General features: G+C 65.4%; 20 protein-coding genes. 8 read left to right on the forward strand and 12 right to left on the reverse strand.

What is annotated here, in order from left to right; all coding sequences use genetic code 11:
• Positions 1 to 34 precede the first annotated feature (34 nt).
• Together JWN03_RS26715 and JWN03_RS26720 are read left to right on the forward strand one after the other, a co-directional pair.
• On the forward strand, positions 35 to 1,384 hold the full coding sequence (locus JWN03_RS26715; protein WP_297620703.1) for a M20/M25/M40 family metallo-hydrolase: 1,350 nt from the start codon (positions 35 to 37) through the stop codon (positions 1,382 to 1,384).
• Complete coding sequence (locus tag JWN03_RS26720) at positions 1,381 to 2,913, forward strand: YfcC family protein (RefSeq protein WP_297620705.1); 1,533 nt, start codon at positions 1,381 to 1,383, stop codon at positions 2,911 to 2,913. Before JWN03_RS26715 ends, JWN03_RS26720 begins: the two co-directional genes overlap by 4 nt.
• Before the next feature lie 15 nt (positions 2,914 to 2,928).
• Here the strand turns inward: JWN03_RS26720 and JWN03_RS26725 are convergent, their stop codons facing one another.
• Positions 2,929 to 3,495, reverse strand: coding sequence for a TetR/AcrR family transcriptional regulator (locus JWN03_RS26725; protein WP_297620707.1), 567 nt, complete (start codon positions 3,493 to 3,495; stop codon positions 2,929 to 2,931).
• 107 nt (positions 3,496 to 3,602) lie between these two features.
• Between JWN03_RS26725 and JWN03_RS26730 the strand changes: the two genes are divergently transcribed.
• Positions 3,603 to 4,922, forward strand: a complete 1,320-nt coding sequence (locus JWN03_RS26730; protein WP_297620709.1) for a glycoside hydrolase family 1 protein — start codon at positions 3,603 to 3,605, stop codon at positions 4,920 to 4,922.
• A gap of 106 nt (positions 4,923 to 5,028) precedes the next feature.
• On the opposite strand, the gene JWN03_RS26735 is transcribed toward JWN03_RS26730, so the two are convergent.
• Positions 5,029 to 6,021 (reverse strand): LLM class F420-dependent oxidoreductase, encoded by a 993-nt coding sequence (locus JWN03_RS26735; protein ID WP_297620711.1) that lies wholly within the window; start codon positions 6,019 to 6,021, stop codon positions 5,029 to 5,031.
• A gap of 102 nt (positions 6,022 to 6,123) precedes the next feature.
• A complete protein-coding gene (locus JWN03_RS26740; protein WP_297620713.1) occupies positions 6,124 to 6,597 on the reverse strand; it encodes a MarR family winged helix-turn-helix transcriptional regulator in 474 nt (157 codons plus the stop codon).
• 83 nt (positions 6,598 to 6,680) lie between these two features.
• On the opposite strand from JWN03_RS26740, the gene JWN03_RS26745 reads away from it, so the two are divergent.
• Entirely contained in the window at positions 6,681 to 7,004 is a 324-nt protein-coding gene (locus tag JWN03_RS26745; RefSeq protein ID WP_297620715.1) for a rhodanese-like domain-containing protein, read from the forward strand.
• A gap of 80 nt (positions 7,005 to 7,084) precedes the next feature.
• On the forward strand, positions 7,085 to 7,804 hold the full coding sequence (locus JWN03_RS26750; protein ID WP_297620718.1) for a dienelactone hydrolase family protein: 720 nt from the start codon (positions 7,085 to 7,087) through the stop codon (positions 7,802 to 7,804).
• Here the strand turns inward: JWN03_RS26750 and JWN03_RS26755 are convergent.
• The 4 genes from JWN03_RS26755 to JWN03_RS26770 form a co-directional block, all read right to left on the reverse strand.
• A complete protein-coding gene (locus tag JWN03_RS26755) occupies positions 7,705 to 8,142 on the reverse strand; it encodes a sterol desaturase family protein (RefSeq protein ID WP_441343062.1) in 438 nt (145 codons plus the stop codon). The two genes, JWN03_RS26750 and JWN03_RS26755, sit on opposite strands and share 100 nt — an antisense overlap.
• A gap of 72 nt (positions 8,143 to 8,214) precedes the next feature.
• Complete coding sequence (locus tag JWN03_RS26760) at positions 8,215 to 9,399, reverse strand: MFS transporter (RefSeq protein ID WP_297620791.1); 1,185 nt, start codon at positions 9,397 to 9,399, stop codon at positions 8,215 to 8,217.
• A gap of 98 nt (positions 9,400 to 9,497) precedes the next feature.
• The gene (locus JWN03_RS26765; RefSeq protein ID WP_297620721.1) at positions 9,498 to 9,656 is read right to left on the reverse strand and encodes a hypothetical protein; all 159 of its coding nucleotides are present in this window, start codon (positions 9,654 to 9,656) and stop codon (positions 9,498 to 9,500) included.
• Positions 9,656 to 10,291 (reverse strand): GntR family transcriptional regulator, encoded by a 636-nt coding sequence (locus JWN03_RS26770; RefSeq protein ID WP_297620724.1) that lies wholly within the window; start codon positions 10,289 to 10,291, stop codon positions 9,656 to 9,658. The genes JWN03_RS26765 and JWN03_RS26770 overlap by 1 nt, the downstream gene beginning before the upstream one ends.
• 168 nt (positions 10,292 to 10,459) lie before the next feature.
• Between JWN03_RS26770 and JWN03_RS26775 the strand changes: the two genes are divergently transcribed.
• Positions 10,460 to 10,924, forward strand: coding sequence for a PaaI family thioesterase (locus JWN03_RS26775; RefSeq protein ID WP_297620727.1), 465 nt, complete (start codon positions 10,460 to 10,462; stop codon positions 10,922 to 10,924).
• A 44-nt stretch (positions 10,925 to 10,968) separates the two neighbouring features.
• Here JWN03_RS26775 and JWN03_RS26780 read toward each other — a convergent pair whose 3' ends face one another.
• Positions 10,969 to 11,349 (reverse strand): limonene-1,2-epoxide hydrolase family protein, encoded by a 381-nt coding sequence (locus tag JWN03_RS26780; RefSeq protein ID WP_297620730.1) that lies wholly within the window; start codon positions 11,347 to 11,349, stop codon positions 10,969 to 10,971.
• Positions 11,350 to 11,415: 66 nt separating this feature from the next.
• On the opposite strand from JWN03_RS26780, the gene JWN03_RS26785 reads away from it, so the two are divergent.
• Positions 11,416 to 11,820: a zinc ribbon domain-containing protein gene (locus JWN03_RS26785; RefSeq protein WP_297620794.1), complete on the forward strand. Its 405-nt coding sequence runs from the start codon at positions 11,416 to 11,418 to the stop codon at positions 11,818 to 11,820.
• 279 nt (positions 11,821 to 12,099) lie between these two features.
• On the opposite strand, the gene JWN03_RS26790 is transcribed toward JWN03_RS26785, so the two are convergent.
• From JWN03_RS26790 to JWN03_RS26800, 3 genes are read right to left on the reverse strand one after another with little or no spacing between them, the layout of a single operon-like run.
• Positions 12,100 to 13,116, reverse strand: coding sequence for an NADP-dependent oxidoreductase (locus JWN03_RS26790; RefSeq protein ID WP_297620733.1), 1,017 nt, complete (start codon positions 13,114 to 13,116; stop codon positions 12,100 to 12,102).
• Positions 13,117 to 13,128: 12 nt separating this feature from the next.
• Positions 13,129 to 13,683: a TetR/AcrR family transcriptional regulator gene (locus JWN03_RS26795; RefSeq protein ID WP_297620736.1), complete on the reverse strand. Its 555-nt coding sequence runs from the start codon at positions 13,681 to 13,683 to the stop codon at positions 13,129 to 13,131.
• A 4-nt stretch (positions 13,684 to 13,687) separates the two neighbouring features.
• Positions 13,688 to 14,380, reverse strand: a complete 693-nt coding sequence (locus tag JWN03_RS26800) for a type 1 glutamine amidotransferase domain-containing protein (RefSeq protein WP_297620738.1) — start codon at positions 14,378 to 14,380, stop codon at positions 13,688 to 13,690.
• Positions 14,381 to 14,516: 136 nt separating this feature from the next.
• On the opposite strand from JWN03_RS26800, the gene JWN03_RS26805 reads away from it, so the two are divergent.
• Positions 14,517 to 15,416 (forward strand): LysR family transcriptional regulator, encoded by a 900-nt coding sequence (locus tag JWN03_RS26805; RefSeq protein ID WP_297620796.1) that lies wholly within the window; start codon positions 14,517 to 14,519, stop codon positions 15,414 to 15,416.
• A 27-nt stretch (positions 15,417 to 15,443) separates the two neighbouring features.
• Here JWN03_RS26805 and JWN03_RS26810 read toward each other — a convergent pair whose 3' ends face one another.
• Positions 15,444 to 17,204: an oleate hydratase gene (locus tag JWN03_RS26810; protein ID WP_297620741.1), complete on the reverse strand. Its 1,761-nt coding sequence runs from the start codon at positions 17,202 to 17,204 to the stop codon at positions 15,444 to 15,446.
• Positions 17,205 to 17,226: the final 22 nt, after the last annotated feature.

Raw genomic sequence — 17,226 nt, forward strand, 5'->3', positions numbered from 1 at the left:
CTGAAACGGCTGGCCGGGGTGGTTTTATAGCGGGATGGACTTGCGCCAGGACCTGCGAAGCACTGTCGGCGACCTGATGCCCGAGCTGAAAGATCTACTGAAACAGCTGGTCGCCATTCCCTCCATCGCCTTCCCCGACTATCCCGAGGAGAACGTGCAGCGCGCGCACGATCTCATTGCCGATGAATTGCGGAAGTCCGGTGTCGGCGATATTCAGGTGCTGAATCTGCCGGATACCTCCCCGGTCATCTACGGCCGCATTCCACCTCCGCCGGGCGCACCGACCGTCCTGCTCTACGGGCATTACGACGTGCAGCCCTCCGGCGATGAAAGTCTCTGGAACACACCGCCTTTCACCCCGACCGAGAAGGAAGGCGCGATCTACGGTCGCGGCGCGGCCGACTGCAAATCCAATGTGGTCGCGCATATCGGCGCACTGCGGGCCTACGGCGGTAAGCCGCCGGTCGGCATCACCCTCGTCATCGAGGGCCAGGAGGAGTTCGGCTCGGGCTTCGACGACTACCCGGCCGAGAAGCCGGAGCTGTTCCAAGCCGATGCCCTGCTCATCTGCGATGCCGGCAATATTCGCGCGGGCACCCCCACCCTGGTGACCGCACTGCGCGGCGTGGCCGATGTCTTCGTCGAGGTCCGCACGCTCGCGGCCCCGGTGCACTCCGGCCAATTCGGCGGTGCGGCACCGGATGCGCTGCTCGCGCTCATGGCCGGACTGGCCACGCTGCACGATGCCGACGGTAATGTCGCGGTCCAGGGTCTGCGCCGGGACAAGTGGACCGGAGCGAATTACACCGAGCAGGAATTCGCCGAAATCACCGGCATGGCACCGGGAATGCCGCTGCTCGGCACCGGCCCGATCGGCGAGCGCATCTGGTACGGGCCCGCCATCACGGTTATCGGACTCGACGCACCGCCGGTGAAAACCGCTGCATCCGCGGTGATTCCGTACGCCAAGGCCTATCTGAACGTGCGCGTGCATCCCGAACAGGATCCGGCCGAGGGGCAGCGCGCGGTCATCGAGCATCTGAAGAAGGTCAAGCCGTACGGGATCGAATTGACGGTCACCGGCGGGGATGTCGGATCCGGATTCGCGGCGGGCACAACCGGTCCCGCCTACGCCGCCATGCGTGAGGCCATGGGCAAGGCGTGGAATACCGAGGTGGTCGATTCGGCCATGGGCGGCTCCATCCCGCTCACCAATTCGATGGCCGCGGCCAATCCGGCCTCCGAGGTGATCATGATCGGCGCCGAGGATTCCAACTGCAATATGCACGGCTTCAACGAGCGCGTACTACTGAGCGAACTGGCCAATGTGGCGCTCGCGGAAGCGGAATTCTTCCAACTGTTCGCGAACAGGATGCGCAAATGAGCGAAACCACGGTGACCGCCGATCCGGCGCCCGGCCCGAAACCCGCTCAGCACAAGAAGAAGCGGGGCTTTCCCTCCACCTATACGATCCTCGCCGGCGTCACCGTCGCGGTGTGGCTGGCGGCCTTCGTGATTCCGCCCGGCGCGTACCAGGTGGATGACAAGGGGCACACCATCGCCGGGTCGTATCACCGGATCGAGGGTGCGAAGGCCTTCACCGCGCGACTACGGGATCTGTTCCTCGCGCCGATCAATGGTCTCTACGGTATTCAAGATCCGAAGACCGGCCAGGTCGCGCCCGACATGTCCGGATCGCTGTACGGCGCGGCCGCGGTGTTCCTGTTCGTGCTGGCCGTGGGCGCGTTCATCACCGTCGCCTTCGCGACCGGCGCGCTGGACAGCGGCATCGGGCGACTGGCCTACAAGCTGCGCAGCAGGTCCTTCCTGCTCATCGTCGGCATCATGGTGGTCTTCGCCGTCGCAGGCACGGTGGAGGGCTTTGCCGAGGAGACCCTGGGCTTCTACGCGCTACTGGTGCCCCTGATGCTGGCACTCGGCTACGACCGCATGACCGCCGTCGGCGCGATCATCTGCGGTGCCGGCGTCGGCGTAATGTGCTCGACCGTCAATCCTTTCGCGACCGGTACCGCCTCCTCCGCCGCCGGGGTGCCGATCGGCGACGGCATTGTGCTGCGCCTGGCCATGCTGGTGGTGCTCACCACGGTCACGGTGGGGTACGTGCTCTGGTACGCGCGCCGGGTCAAGACGGACCCGGACAAGTCCTGGTCGGGCTGGCTGCCGGGCGACCGCGAGGTGAAAGCCGAAGAGCACGAACCGGATCCGATGACCCGCCGTCAGGTCGCGGTGCTGTGGATGGTCGGGCTCACCTTCGCGTTCATGATCTTCGCCATCATTCCGTGGGCGACCGTGATCAATGGTCCGGACGCGAAATCCTTTTCGTGGGAATTGGATTGGTACTTCCCGGAGCTCACCGCGCTGTTCCTGGTCGGCGCAGTGGTGGTGGGCCTGATCGGCGGGCTGGGCGAGGGCAAGATGTCCGAGGCGATCGGCAAGGGTTTCGGCGACTTCGTGGGTGCCGGCATCGTGATCGTGCTCGCGCGCGGCGTCACCGTGATCATGAACAACACCCAGATCACCAGCACCGTGCTGCATGCGCTGGAGGGTGTGGTGACCGGCACCTCCTCGGCGGTGTTCGCGGTCGCGGTATTCCTCGTGAACATCCCGCTGGCATTCCTGATCCCCTCCACGTCCGGCCATGCCACGCTCGCCATGCCGATCATGGCGCCGCTCGCCGATTTCGCGAATGTGCCGCGCTCCCTGGTGGTTACGGCCTGGCAGTCGGCGTCGGGCTGGGCGAATCTGGTCACACCCACCACGGCCGTCGTGACCGGTGGTATCGCCCTGGCGAAGGTGCGCTACGACCGCTACGTGAAGTTCGTGGTACCGCTCATGGTGATTCTCTTCGTGCTGACCTGCGCGTTCCTCGCCGTGGCGGCCTGGATCGGCTGAGTGGTCAGTCCTGTATCAGACTCCGATGACGTTGCGCCACACCAACTCCAGATGCGCGACCATATCGAGGCTCGGGTCGATCAACCAGCGCGATTGCAATCCGTCGGCGAGCGCGAAGAAGGTGGTGGCGGCGGCATCGGCGTCGACGTGGGCGGGCAGCACCCCGGCCGCCTGCATTTCGCGCAGGGCCTGCGAAAACGCCTCGGTGCCTCGGCGATACCGTTCCTTCATGTAGGCATGGGCCGGATGGCGCGGATCGGCCGCGGCCGCCTGCATATGCGTGAAGAGCTCGATCAGGCCGGGCACCTGGGCATTTCGCCGAATCACCGCGATATAGGCCGCCGGTTCGAGGGCGCGCAGCGCGACCATGCCGGCCTCGTCGCGCTTGCGCAGGACGGCGACGAAGAGCTCTTCCTTGGATCCGAAGTAGTGCAGCAGCCCGCCCTGGCTCAATCCCACCGCCTCGGCCAGCTCGGCGACGGAGGTGGCCAGGAAGCCGCGCTCCGCAATGGTGCGCAGTGCTGCTTCGAGAATCTGCTCCCGTCGTTCGATGCCCTTGCCGTAGGGCCCCCGTTTCGCCACGGATCGAGTCTAGGGCTCGCCCGTGCCCTTCTTGCACCCCAAAACCGAGCGATGTACGGTTTTCAATGCGGCCATCGCCGCGAACAGCGAAGGAGAAACCGGTCCAGATGCGATTCCGTCCCCGTGCTCTTGTTCCCGCAGCTCTCGTCGCCGCCACCCTCGTCTTGGGCACGCCTGGGGCCTATGCCCGACCGGAGGCGCCCACGCAGGTCGCACCGCTCGGGCCCGACTTCCTCTGGGGCGTGGCGGCCTCCGGCTTCCAGTCCGAGGGCCACGCGCCCGACAGCAACTGGTCCCGGTACGTGGCGCAGGGCAAGACCGATGACCCGTACCGGGACTCGGTCGACTTCTTCGATCGCTACGCCTCCGATATCGATCTGGCCGCCGGGCTCGGCGTGAAGGTGTACCGGATCAGCATCGAGTGGGCGCGGGTACAGCCGCAGCCCGGCGTGTGGTCCGAGGACGGACTCCGCTTCTACGACAATGTGATCGCGAAGATCACCGCCGCCGGTATGCGGCCCATGATCACCCTGGACCACTGGGTGTTCCCGGGCTGGGAGGTCGATCGCGGCGGCTGGCACAACCCCGGCATGGTCGATGATTGGCTGGCCAATGCCCGCACCGTCGTCGACCGCTACGCGCACGACAATCCGCTGTGGGTGACCTTCAACGAGCCCACCTTCTACGGGCTCAACGAACTGCGCCACGGTGGGCTTCCGGCCACCGACGTGCCGGGTATGCAGGACCGAATCGCGCAGGCGCACAATGCCATCTACGACCACATCCACCAGGTTCAGCCCGGCGCCATGGTGACCAGCAATGTCGCCTACATTCCGGGTGGCGAGGATGTGATCAACAAGCCGTTCATCGACAAGATCGCGGCGAAGATCGATTTTGTCGGCATCGACTACTACTACGGTCTGTCGCCTGACACCCTCACCTCATTGGTGCAGAACTTCAGCCAGCTGTGGAACAACCCGTTGCAGCCGGAGGGCATCTACTATGCCCTGCAGCACTATTCGCGTCAGTTCCCCGGCAAGCCGCTCTATATCGTCGAGAACGGCATGCCCACCGAGAACGGTAAGCCGCGTGCCGACGGCTACACCCGCGGCGATGACCTGCGCGACACCATCTACTGGATCCAGCGCGCCAAGGCCGATGGCATGAACGTGATGGGCTACAACTACTGGAGCCTCACCGACAATTACGAATGGGGTTCCTACACACCGCGATTCGGCCTCTACACCGTCGATGTGCTGACCGATCCCAGTCTGACGCGTCAGCCCACCGACGCGGTCCCGGCCTACACCGCCATCACGCACAATGGCGGCGTCCCGGCCGACTATCGCCCGACCCACAACCCGCAGCCCTGCTCGCTGGTCGACGCCGTGGCCAGCTGCACCGATCCGGTGACCGTCCCGCGCTGATCATTGCCTGGCCGGAATCCACACGGTAGCAGTGGATCCCGGCCAAAAGCATGCCGGATGACGATGGACCTCCGGGATGACGAGGCGGACGACCGGGCGATCGCCGTCAGCGCAGTGCGGGGATCACCTCTCGCTCGAACAGTTCGATGCTCGAGGTGTCGTAGGCCAGTTCGGGGAAGTAGTGGATGGCGTAGGAGAGGCCGAGATCGCGGGTGCGGCTGAGCTTTTCGATAATCTGCTCGGGTGTGCCGACTGCGGGGCTGTTGCGGAAGAGGTTGTCCACGTGCCCCTTCGCCGTCTCGGCCCCGAGGATCGGAGTGAAGCGATCCTGCAGGGCGGCGAGGCGATCCTGCACCTCGGCCTCGGTGGCGCCCACGATCGTATTGAAGTTCGAGCTGCGGGTGATGGCATCGAAATCGGTGCCGACAGCGGCACAGTGGCCGCGCAGTAGTTCGGACTTGTGCGCGAACTCCTCCGGCTCACCGGAGAAGTTGGTGTACTGCGCGTACTTCGCCGCAATGCGCAGCGTCACCTTCTCGCCACCGCCGGCGATCCAGATCGGAATACCGTCCTCCTGCACCGGAAGTGGGCGGACGATGGCGCCGTCGACCTGGTAGTGCTTACCGTCGAGCGTGACGGAACCCTTGGTCCAGGCCTGCTTGAAGATCTGCACACCCTCGTCCAGTCGGCCCAGACGCTCACCGGCGGGCGGGAATCCGTAACCGTAGGCGCGCCATTCGTGCTCGTACCAGCCGCCGCCGATGCCCATTTCGAGGCGTCCGCCGGAGATCAGGTCCACGGTCGCCGCGACCTTGGCCAGATAGGCCGGATTGCGGTAGCTGATGGCGGTGCACATCTGCCCCAGCCGAATCCGCGAGGTGGTGGCGGCGAAGGCCGACATAAGGGTCCACGCCTCGTGGGTGGCCTCCTCGGTGGGCTCCGGCACGGTGTGGAAGTGGTCATACACCCAGACCGACTCCCAGGCCTCCGTCGCATCGGCACGCTGGGCGAGGTCACGCATCACGCCCCACTGCTGCGCCGGGTCGATGCCGACCAGGTCGAGCCGCCAGCCCTGGGGAATGAAATGGCCGAAGCGCACGAGTGACTCCTCCGTTTGATCTTGGTCTGCGAATACCGCGAATGCCGCAAACCACTGTTCCCGCTCACCGCCGGTTGGGCAACCTTTCGACGCTGGGCGCGCCTAATTCGGGGGTGTGACCGGGGCCGGCAGGTCGACGGGGTCGAGCACCTTGCGCAGCGCCGCCGCGACGGCGTCGAGTTCACCGGTATCGAGCCTGCCACCGAACCGCCGGTCGATGCCCGCGAGATAGTGCGGTGCCGCTTCGCGGAAGCGCTTGCGCCCGTTCTCGGTAATGCTCACGAAGGCGGAGCGCCCGTCGTCGGGATTGGATTCCCGCCGCACCAGGCCGTGTGACTCCATTTCGGTAATCAGCCTGCTCACCCGAGTGCGGCTGAGCACCACGCGTTCTCCGAGATCGCTCATGCGCAGGCGTTGCGGTCCATCGAGTTCCAGTAGGACGTCGTACCAGCTCAGCGGTAGTCCGGTGGCGCGGCGCAACTCCGCGTCGAGTTCGGGCACCAGCTTGGCGTGCACCTGCAGCAGCGCGGCCCAGGCGGAGACGGCCGGGTGGGTTCGGTTCGGGGGGTGCGGCACATCACCCAGCCTAACTTGTTGCGTGCGCCCGCACATAAGTAGTAGCGTGCACACGCACATAGTTTTGTTCGGAAGGAAAACTCATGACCACGTTGATCACTCGCGACGAGCTGGCCAAGGAGATCGAGGCCGGATCGGTGATCGTCCTGGATGCGCTCGGCGGCGAGTACTACGCCAAGGCGCATCTGCCCGGCGCGCTCGCGCTGATCGAAGCCGAGGTGGAAAGCAGTGCGCCTCAGCTGCTTCCTGATCGGGCGACAGCAATCGTCACGTACTGCTCGAATGCCGCATGCGCCAATAGCCAGAATGTCGCCACCAAACTGGAGCGGCTGGGCTACACCAATGTCCGCAAATACCGTGAGGGCATTGAGGATTGGACGGAGGCGGGGCTGCCCATCGAAAGCTGAGCGGAAGTTGTCTCAGACTGGCTAAAATGCTGCGGCAGAGATCATCCCGTGTTCGCACACCTAGGGGAGGGAGCTCGCCGATGAGCTCTACGCAGCTGAACGCGCCCGACGGACCCATCGACGCCGATCTGGCGACGCCGTCGGGGGAGGGGCCGTGGCCGGGTGTGGTCGTCCTGCACGACATGCTCGGCATCGGCACGGCCATGCGTGAGACCGGTCGCATGCTTGCCGACAACGGCTATCTCGCCCTCGCCCCGGACCTGTTCGCCCGCGGCCGGGTTCGCTGCGTGCCGGGCATGATCCGGGAGCTCATGTCCAGAGGCGAGGGCAGCACCACTCGCGATATTCTCGCCGCCCGCGACCGGCTCGCGAGCGATCCCCAGTGCACCGGCAAAGTCGCGATCGTCGGCTTCTGTCTCGGTGGTGGGTTCGCACTGCTGGTGGCGCCCCGGGGATTCGACGCAGCGGCCCCGTTCTATCCCGCGGGCCGTCCCAAGTACGACGAGATTCTGCGTGGCTCGTGTCCTGTGGTCGCCAGCTACGGTGCGCGCGATCCGATGAATATCGGCGGTGGTCCCAAGCTCGAACGCAGACTGACCGAACTCGGGGTCGATCACGACGTGAAGACCTATTCCGGTGTCGGGCACTCCTTCGCGGACAATCATCCGAGCCAGCCGCTGCTGCGCGTCACCGGCCTCGGCTACGACGAGGACGCCACCCGCGACGCCTGGTCCCGCATCTTCGCCTTCTTCGACACCCACCTGTCACCCGGCCGCCAGCCGGGTGGGCCGAACGTATAACCGGCCCAGTCCCGCATCCGCCTGCTGGAGCGCAGGTCTCGCCAGAGCGCGCCGAATTCGTAGTACTGCAGCGTGAATACGCTGGTGCTTTCGATATTCTTGGTCAAACCGTAGGTGGGCCGGAAGGTTTCGGCGCGGAAGGTGCCGAACATACGGTCCCACAGGATGAAGATGCCGCCGTAATTACGGTCCAGGTACTCCGCATCGCTGGCGTGATGCACCCGGTGATGCGAGGGCGTATCGAAGACGAACTCGAACCATCGCGGCATTTTCCCGATGGTCTCGGTGTGCACCCAGAACTGGTAGATCAGCCCACAGGTCCACGGTGACCACTCCACTCCAGCGCCTATGCCTGCGCGCCTACTGCATATGCACCGACTGTAAGGCTCGTGGCGCAATCTCCGAAAGGGTCAGCCGCGGCGGCAGCGGGCGATGAGGCCGAGACAGCCTGCGGCGGCGATCGCGAGAATGGTGAACATGGCGGGGTACCCGACACCGGTGCCGTCGTGCAGCATGGCCATGACCGCCGGGAAACCGAAGCCGAGGTAGCTGACTGCATAGAAGACGGCGGTCAGGCCGGCGAGGTCGTCGGGGCGGGACATGCGCTCGATCTCCAGTAGTCCGGCGACGAGGCCGATACCGAAGCCCAGACCGAGGATGATCGCGGTGGCGATGGTCAGCCACAGCGTCAGTGCACCGGAAGTCACTGCGGCCAGCGCCATTCCGGCGATGATCAGGGCGAGTGCCAGCACCGGAAGCCGAATCGTGCCGGGCCGGTCCAGTTTGCGTGCCACCGATTGGATGGCGAAGCCGCAGCCGAGGGTGATGACGGTGATCAGCGCCGAGAAGGCGATGGGTGCGCCGTGCACCTTGGGCATCATGAGGGTCGGCATGATGGCGTACGCCGTTGCGGAACAGGCGAACAGCCACAGCGCGATCGGCAGGGCCACCAGCCGGAAGCGCCGGTGCGCGCCGACCGGAACCTTCAGATCGTCGATGAGTCGGGCCGTAGTCTGCTGCGGCACAGTCGTTTCCGGTGCGCGGGCCAGCCATACCGCGGCGGCCAGGCAGAGGCCGGCATTGATCAGATACGGCAGGGTGTCGGGCCAAGGCCCCCACTGGGCGAGCACACCGGCGACACCCGCTCCCACACCGAATCCACCGGTGAGGCTCATGGCGGAGCGCCGTGCGCCGGTGCCGGAGGCGGTTTCGGGTGCGAACGGCGGCTGCGAGAGCTCCTTGAGCCAGCTGCTGCCGACCGCCATGGCCAGCCCGAGCGCGACGCCGCACAGCACGCGCCCGGCGGAAAGCATTGGTACAGAAGATGATCCGAATGCCAGCAGCAGTGATCCGGCCGCAGCGATCAGCGGCGCCGGGCGCATGAGCAGCCGTCGCCCGAAGCGATCCGACAGCGGACCGCCGATCAGCAGCGCGGGCACGATCCCCAGCACATACTCGAACAGCAGCAGGTCGACGGTGGTGACCGGCAACCCGTCTCGCTTGTACATGACCAGCAGCGGCGTGAATTCGTTTCCGCCCCAGGCAATCGCGAAGATCGTGCCGGCCACGCTCAACCACGCGCGACTCGACGACAGCGGTCCGGCGGCGGCTCGACCGGAGTCAGCGCCTGAGTAGTGTGCGGAAGATGGTGCGGCGGCATCGGTCAGGTCGACAGCAGAGGTCGAGGTTGCCGTCACAGGCCTCTCGACTTCTGGTCGTGGGCATCCATTGGATGGTTGACGGCGACAGGCGTGATGGCGGCCGCTCGAACGGTGGCGAGGGCGGTGGTGTCGTGCGCCGAAGCGGTTGCGGCTGAGGCGGTCAGTGCGCCTGTGGAGGTCGAGGTTGCCATCACAGGCCTCGCAACGTCACGCCGTGCACGGCCATCAGGTGGTCGGCGAGGGCGGTGGCGAATCCGGCGGTGTCTCCGGCCTCGATGAGGTCGGCCAGACCCTGGTGCTGGGCAATGATGCGTGCGGTCTCGATCGGGCCGTGCCGCAGCGCGACGCTGTTCATGCGCCGCTGACGTTCGCGCAGGGAGTCGTAGAAGCCGGCGAGCAGCGGATTGCCGGCGGCCACCACATATTCGCGATGGAAATCGGCATCGATGACCGCGAACTCGTCGAGGTCTCCGGCGGTGGCCAGTGCCTGCTGGCGCTCGAGGGAGGCCCGCAGCGTGGTCATGAGGCTCGACCGGTCGATTTCTGCCAGCATGCGCACCGCGCCCGTCTCCACGACATATCGAGCCTGTGTGACGTCCTCGGCCTCGTGTGAGGGCACGGGCACGATGAGCGCGCCCCGCTTGGGATACAGCTTCATCCAGCCTTCGGTCTCCAGCCGGAGAAAGGCTTCCCGCACCGGCGTCCGCGAGGTGCCGAGCGTGGTCGCGATCTCGCCCTCGCTGATCAGTTCGCCCCCGGGAAGTTCCCCGCTCAGGATGCGTTCCTTGACCTCGCGGTAGGCCCGCTCGGCAGATGAATACGTCATAGACACAAGATGCATCTTAGGAGTCCGACCAGTCGGATTTGCTGAGATGTGGCCGGACTCACGGGGTCGAACAGGTGGCAGGTGCCCGCAGACTTGCGCGACCCGCCCCTTTCGAACGATGATCTGGCGTGTTGGCATAGCGCCAGTAAGTGAGACAGGGAGGTCCGCATGGCGAACGACGCCACCCCGCCGCTGCATGAAATCGTGAACAGCGCGCTCGAGTTCACGGTTCCGATCGCGCACAAGATGGGTGTCCAGGCGACCGAGGTGCGGCCCGGTTACGCCTCCACCAAGGTTCCGGTCGAGGGCAATGGCAATCACTTCGGCGTCATGTACGCCGGTGTGCTCTTCACCGTCGCCGAGGTGCTGGGCGGGGCGCTCGCGCTCGCCAGCTTCGATACCTCGAAGTACTACCCACTGGTCAAGGACCTGCACATCTTCTTCCGCAGGCCCGCCGCCACCGATGTGACGGCCGTGGCCACCATGTCGGACGAGGAGATCGCGCGCGTCGCCGAAGAGGCGGACCTCAAGGGCAAGTCCGACTTCAGCCTGAAGGCCGTCGTCACCGACGCCAATGGTGTGGTCGTCGCGGAAACCGAAGGGCTGTACCAGCTCCGCGCCCACAACAAGTAGGGCGAATACGCCGAGGCCCGGGCCGACCGGGCCTCGTGCGCGGGCTATCCGGCCTGGCTGAGTTGCGCGAACTGCGCCATATCGAAGTAGTCGCGCCAGGCGGTGATCTTGCCGTCGACGATCTCGAAGATTCCCATGACGGGGAGCTCGATGTGCTTGTCGCCGAGGGTGAAACGGTCGGTGCGCTCATTGAGCACCACATTCCCGAGGGCGGACTGGTGGTGGATGCCGAAGTCGATGCCGCCGAACGCGCCGATGAAGCCGCGCAGGAAATCGAGAATGGCGGCCTTGCCTAGCAGCGGCTGCATCGGGATGTTGTGGTAGACGGCATCCTCGGCGAAATACTCGGCGATGGATTCCGGTGTGCCGCTGAGCCATTCGGCGCAGAATGCGGTGACCAGGGCTTCGGGGGACTGAGTCGTCATGTGGCGGGCCCTTCGAGTCAGGAGATGCGTAGGGGGAGTGAGCGCATTCCGTCCCAATTTCTGTCGATGGTCTCGGCTAGGTTATCGGGCGTGGATGAGGTGGTGCGGTACAGCTTTCGCTTGCGGCCGGGCCGCACAGCGGAGGCTGCTCTGCTGACCGAGTGGCATCGCTGCGGAATTGTGTGGAACGAGGCTGTCAATCAACAAAAGTTGGGGAACAAACCGACATTCGGCAAGCTCAGCAAGCTCCTCACCGATGCGCGGGCGTGTTCGAGTTGTTTCGCGAGAGCCAAGCAGCGACTCGAACTCGGGGAACGAACTTTCCGATGTGACAGATGCGGGTTCACCGCAGGTCGGGATCGGAACGCCGCCAGAGTGATTCTGGCTGTGGCAGAGCGCGGCCACACACGTGTTGAGGATGTCAGACAGTCGGATCACCTCCCTCGGGGGGCAGGTTCGGGTGCGGCCTGAGCGTGAAATCCCACGTCTTCAGGCGAGGGAAGCGCTAATGCCACTCCGAAGTCGGGAACCTGTGCTGCCACACGGTTTCCGGTGGCGAATCGACTGGCAAGAAGTGTCTCGCTGCGAGACGTGCTGACCAGCTGTTGCTATAGCTCATGTCCGCGTGAATCGGTTGTATTCACTGTTCAGCGCACACAACCATGGCGAGACAATCGCCATTGATTGTCTCGCCATGGTTGTGGTGACCTGAACCAGCGCGAAGCGTTGTCGCGCCGACAGGCCCGCCTCTTATTCGCTGTGTGACAGGCGAACCAGCATCTTGCCGGTATTGGCGCCGTTCATCAGAGCGGTGAAGGCATCGAGGGTCTGATCGATGCCGTCCACAACCGTCTCCTCGGTGCGCAGCGAACCATCGGCGAGCCAGCCGGCCGCCTTGCCGATCCACTCCGGCGCCTGGTGCAGGTGATCGGTGACATTCATGCCGAGCAGATTGATCCGCTTGCCGATGGCCAGCACCAGATGGCGCGGTCCGGGCGGCAGCTCGGTGTCGTTGTACACGGAGATGGCCCCGCACAAGGCGATACGGCCGCGCAGGTTCATGGTGGCCAGGGCGGCGTCGAGGTGATCGCCGCCGACATTGTCGAAGTAGACGTCGATGCCCTCGGGCGCGGCCGCGGCCAGCTGCCCGGCGAGATCGCCCTTGCGGTAATCGATCGCGATGTCGTAGCCGAATTCCTCGAGCAGCCGAGCGGCCTTCTCCGGCCCACCGGCGGAGCCGATGACCTTGGCCGCGCCCAGTCGCTTGGCGATCTGCCCGGCAACGGAACCGACCGCGCCTGCCGCGCCCGAAATGAAGACGATATCGCCCTCGCGCACCGGTGCGACCTCGGTGAGCCCGGCGTACGCGGTCAGACCGGTAGTGCCGAGCACGCCCAGATAGGACTGCGGCGAAGCGATTTCGGTATTCAGCACCTGCGCACCCGCGGCATCGACGAGCGCGTACTCGCGCCAGCCGTAGAAGTGGCTCACCACCGTGCCGACCGGGACGGTCTCCGCGGCGGAGGCCACCACGGTGCCGACCGCGCCGCCGGTCATGGCTTCACCCAAACCGAAAGGCGGAATATAGGATTCGACATCGTTCATGCGGCCGCGCATGTACGGATCCACCGACAGCCAGTCATTGCGGACCAGCACCTGACCCGGAGCGGGCTCGGGCAGCGTCACAGTGGCGAGCTCGAAATCGGAGGGCTTCGGCTCGCCGATCGGGCGGGCGATCAAACGCCATTCGCGGCTGGATACGGTCATTGCTGTTCTCCTTCAGAAGGTTTCACTGGAATGTGCGCCGATTGCGCCGAGGCCGCCGAGAATGGTCTCGGTCGCGCTGCGCAGGAGGTCCGGCCGGTCGGCCGCGAGCAGTCCGATGGCCGCGGCCAGCACGATCTGCGCGGCATCGGCGGGCTGTGCGACGCCCGCATCGGTGAGCACGCCGGTGAGCAGTTCGCGCAGATCATCGGTGAAGCTGCGGCAGATATCACCGCACAGCCGCGCCTGCTCGCCGAGAAGTTCTGCGGCATGCGGAGATTCGGCGAAAACACCGGAGGCCAGGGTGGCCTTGGCGGTGACAATGCCGAATACCTTGTCCGCGAGTGGAATCGGTGCGGCGACGGCAGCGTGCGCGTCCGTCAGGGCGCGATCGTGCAGTCGTTCGGCCAGCCGCCGCACGGCATCGTCTTTATTGCGCACGTACTGATAGACCGCCGACCGGGAAACGCCTGTCTCCGCGGCGATATCGTCCATGGTCGTGCGCCGCGCCCCGTAGCGCAGCAGGCAGCGCAGGGTGGCGTCGAGTACGTCGGCGGTCCGGTCGGGCACGGCCTCAGAGCGCCTTCAGCAACTCCGCCGCCAGCGGCGCCGATGAAGCGGGGTTCTGGCCGGTGTACAGATTGCGGTCCACCACCACGTGCGGGGCCCACGGCTCGCCCTCGCTGTAGTCCACGCCGAGCGCGAGGAGCCGGTCCTGCAGCAACCACTTGGCCTTGTCGGCGAGTCCGGCCTGGGTCTCCTCGGCATTGCTGAAGGCGGCGACCCGGTATCCCGCGAACGGGGAGTTGCCGTCGGCATCCACCGTGGCCAGCAGAGCGGCCGGGCCGTGGCAGACCACGCCGAGCGGCTTGCCCGAAGCCAGTGCGGCATTGAGCAGCTGCCCGGAGGCGGCGCTGACGGCGAGATCCTCCATCGGACCGTGGCCGCCCGGGTAGTAGACCGCGTCGTAATCGGCAAGGTCGACCGCGGCGATGTCGACGGGGTGCGTCAATTCGGTTGCCTTGCGCAGGGTTTCGGCGATCTTCTCAGCACCCTCGGGGCCGCCGTTGGCTCCGGGAGCCAGGCTGCCGCCGTCGACGGTCGGCGCCACTGCGCCCGGGGTGGCCACCACGATCTCATGCCCGGCGGCCTTGATGGCCTCGTATGGTGCGGCGAACTCTTCGGCCCAGTACCCGGTGGGGTGCTTGGTGCCGTCGGCCAGCGTCCAGTAGTCGACGCCGGTCATGACGAACAGGACCTTGGCCATGATGCTCCTTGTGTCTGTGGATGAACTGACACTGTGTATGCAGAATGTCAGGTTGTCGCAGCACCCACCGTAGGTGCCGAAATATCAGCTGACCAATAGACTCGCCTATATGAGACATAGACAGGCCGATGGATCTGTGGACTTGACGCAGCTCCGCACGTTTCTGGCCGTCTATAGGGCCGGATCCATTACCGCGGGCGCCGGTCAGGTGGGCCTGTCCCAGCCCACCGTGACAACCCAGCTACAGGCGCTCGAACGCCGCCTCGGCCGTCCGCTGTTCGAACGCCTGCCGCGCGGCGTCACCCCGACCGCCGCCGCCCACGATCTCGCGGCCCGGGTGGCCGGGCCGTTCGACGCCCTCGAAATCGTGGTCGGCGATGCCCCGGCCGAGCACACTCAGGAGCCGCCGGTGCTGCTCGGCGGTCCCGCCGAAATGCTGGCGGCGCTGACGCTGCCCTCCCTGGCTCCGCTCGTCGCGCAGGGCATCCGATTCACCATCACCACGGGTCTGGCCGATGATCTGCTGGCGGACCTGCGGCTCGGCAAGCTCGACCTGGTGCTGTCCACCATTCGCCCGCGCGGCCGGACCGTACTCGCGGAACCGCTCGCCGATGAGGAGTTCGTGCTCGTCGCCGCGCCGCAGGTGGCGGCCGCAGTGGACGTGGCGCGGCTGCGGGTCAACGACCTCGCCGGCATTCCGCTGATCAGCTATGCGCCGGATCTGCCTATCGTGCGCCGTTATTGGCGGCACGTCTTCGATACCCGGCTGGAAGCCGAAGCCGCCCTTGTCATTCCGGATCTGCGCGCGGTGCTCGCCGCCGTGGTCGCGGGGGCGGGCGTGAGCGTGCTGCCGCGCTATCTGTGCGCCCGCGAACTCGAGGCGGGCGGGATCGTCACACTGCTGGATCCCGAAGACTCCCCGATCAATACCGTGTATCTCGCGCGCCGGGTGGGCGGCCAGTCCCGTCCGCACGTCGATCTGGTCCGCACCCGGCTGCTCGAGGCGGCCGAGGTGTGGCGGACCTGCGTGCACTGACCGCACACAGGCCCGCCCGCCCCCTCGTTACTTGTCGATCAGCCCGAATTCCGTGAGCAGTTCACCGATTTCGGTGCCGTCGAGGCGCTTCATCAAGCGCTTGCGCAGAATCTGCGGTCCGGGTAGATCGATGGCCTCACCGTCGCGTAGCCGGCTGGTGGCCGCCAAGAGCGAACGCACGTCGTAGGTGGAGGCGAAGACCTCCGGCACCCCACGTTCGATATCGAGCAGCTGATACGCGGCCTCCATACCGGTGCGCACCGAGTACTCGGTGGTGAAGATGCAGTCGCGGCTGGTCTCCGAGAACTGGCCGATGAACGCGAAGTTCACCGACCCCTCCGGCACCACCTGCGGGCGGTCACCGGCCTTGCGCGGCATGAAGAACGAGGTCACGTACGGCATCATGCAGGGGACGCAGGTACCGGCATTCGCGGCGAGTTCCGCAATATCGTCGACCGGAACACCCATGTGGTACAGCCACTCCTGGGTGATTTCCTCGCCCGTGCACTCCTGCATGGTCTTCTTCACGTAGTCGCCGGTGACGTCCACGAACAGTGAATAGACCCAGATGACGATCTGATCCTTGGGCTGCTGCTTGAAGTGCGGCTGGCGGTTGACCGTCCAGCTGAGCAGCCAGCTGGAATCCTTGGCGGTGACGATGCCGCCGGTGACGACCTTGCCGCTGAACGGATCTCGCTTACAGATCTTCTGAATGTATTCGGGGATACGCTGATCCAGCGTGGTGACGGTGGCCGATTCCCATTTGGTCTTCTGGATATCGCCGGCGAAGACGTCCGGTCGCCCGAAGGCCGGATCCTTGGCCGCCAGCGTCCGCCACAGATCCCAGGCGGGTGCGGGGCCGGTGTTCAGCTTCGCCGGGGTGTGCTGGTCACCCTCGTCGGAGTTTTCGGTGAGCGAGCCTATGGTCATGAGCAGCAGATCGTTCTCGCCCAGATCCACGCCGCCCCGGGCGCCTTCGGACACCCAGTGGATTCGCTTGGCCTGCTTGCGTTTCGCGCTCAGATCGAAGTCGACATCGGTGACCGTGGTATCGAATTTGAAGGTCACGCCCTGCTCGAGCAACCACTGGTAGAGCGGCAGCACCAGTGATTCGTACTGGTTGTACTTGGTGAACTTCAGCGCCGAGAAGTCCGGCAGGCCGCCGATGTGATGGATGAAGCGGTGCAGGTACAGCTTCATCTCCAGGGCGCTGTGCCACTCCTCGAAGGCGAACATGGTGCGCCAGTACATCCAGAAGTTGCTCGCGAAGAAGTCTTTGGAGAAGACCTCGTCGATGCGCTTGTCCTCCATCTCTTCCCGGCTCGCCAGGAAGATTTTGATGATGTCCTTCTGCGCCTTCTCGTTCAGCGTGAAGAGGCCGTCGGTATGCGCGTCCTGACCGCGATCGACGGTGGCGCGCTGCAGCGAGGAATTCGGATCATCCTTGTTGAGCCAATAGAATTCGTCCAGGACGCTGCCCTCCACCTCCATGGAGGGGATGGTTCGGTACAGATCCCACAGGCATTCGAAGTGGTTCTCCATTTCGCGTCCGCCGCGAATGACGAAGCCCTTCTTCGGTTTCTTGATGCCGTCGAGCGCACCGCCCGGCAGCTTCAGCTCCTCCAGAATGGTGATCTTGCTGCCCGGCAGCTGCCCGTCGCGAATGAGGAAGGCCGCTCCGGACAGCGAGGCCAGCCCGGACCCGACGAACCAGGCCGTCTTCTTGTCGACCCCTGCGGGTTTGCGCGGCCGCGCGAAAGCTTCGTAGTTGCCATTGCTGTAATACATATGACTCCTATTCCTGAAGCGG

The sequence above is a fragment of the Nocardia sp. genome (assembly GCF_025465275.1).
Taxonomy (GTDB): Bacteria; Actinomycetota; Actinomycetes; order Mycobacteriales; family Mycobacteriaceae; genus Nocardia.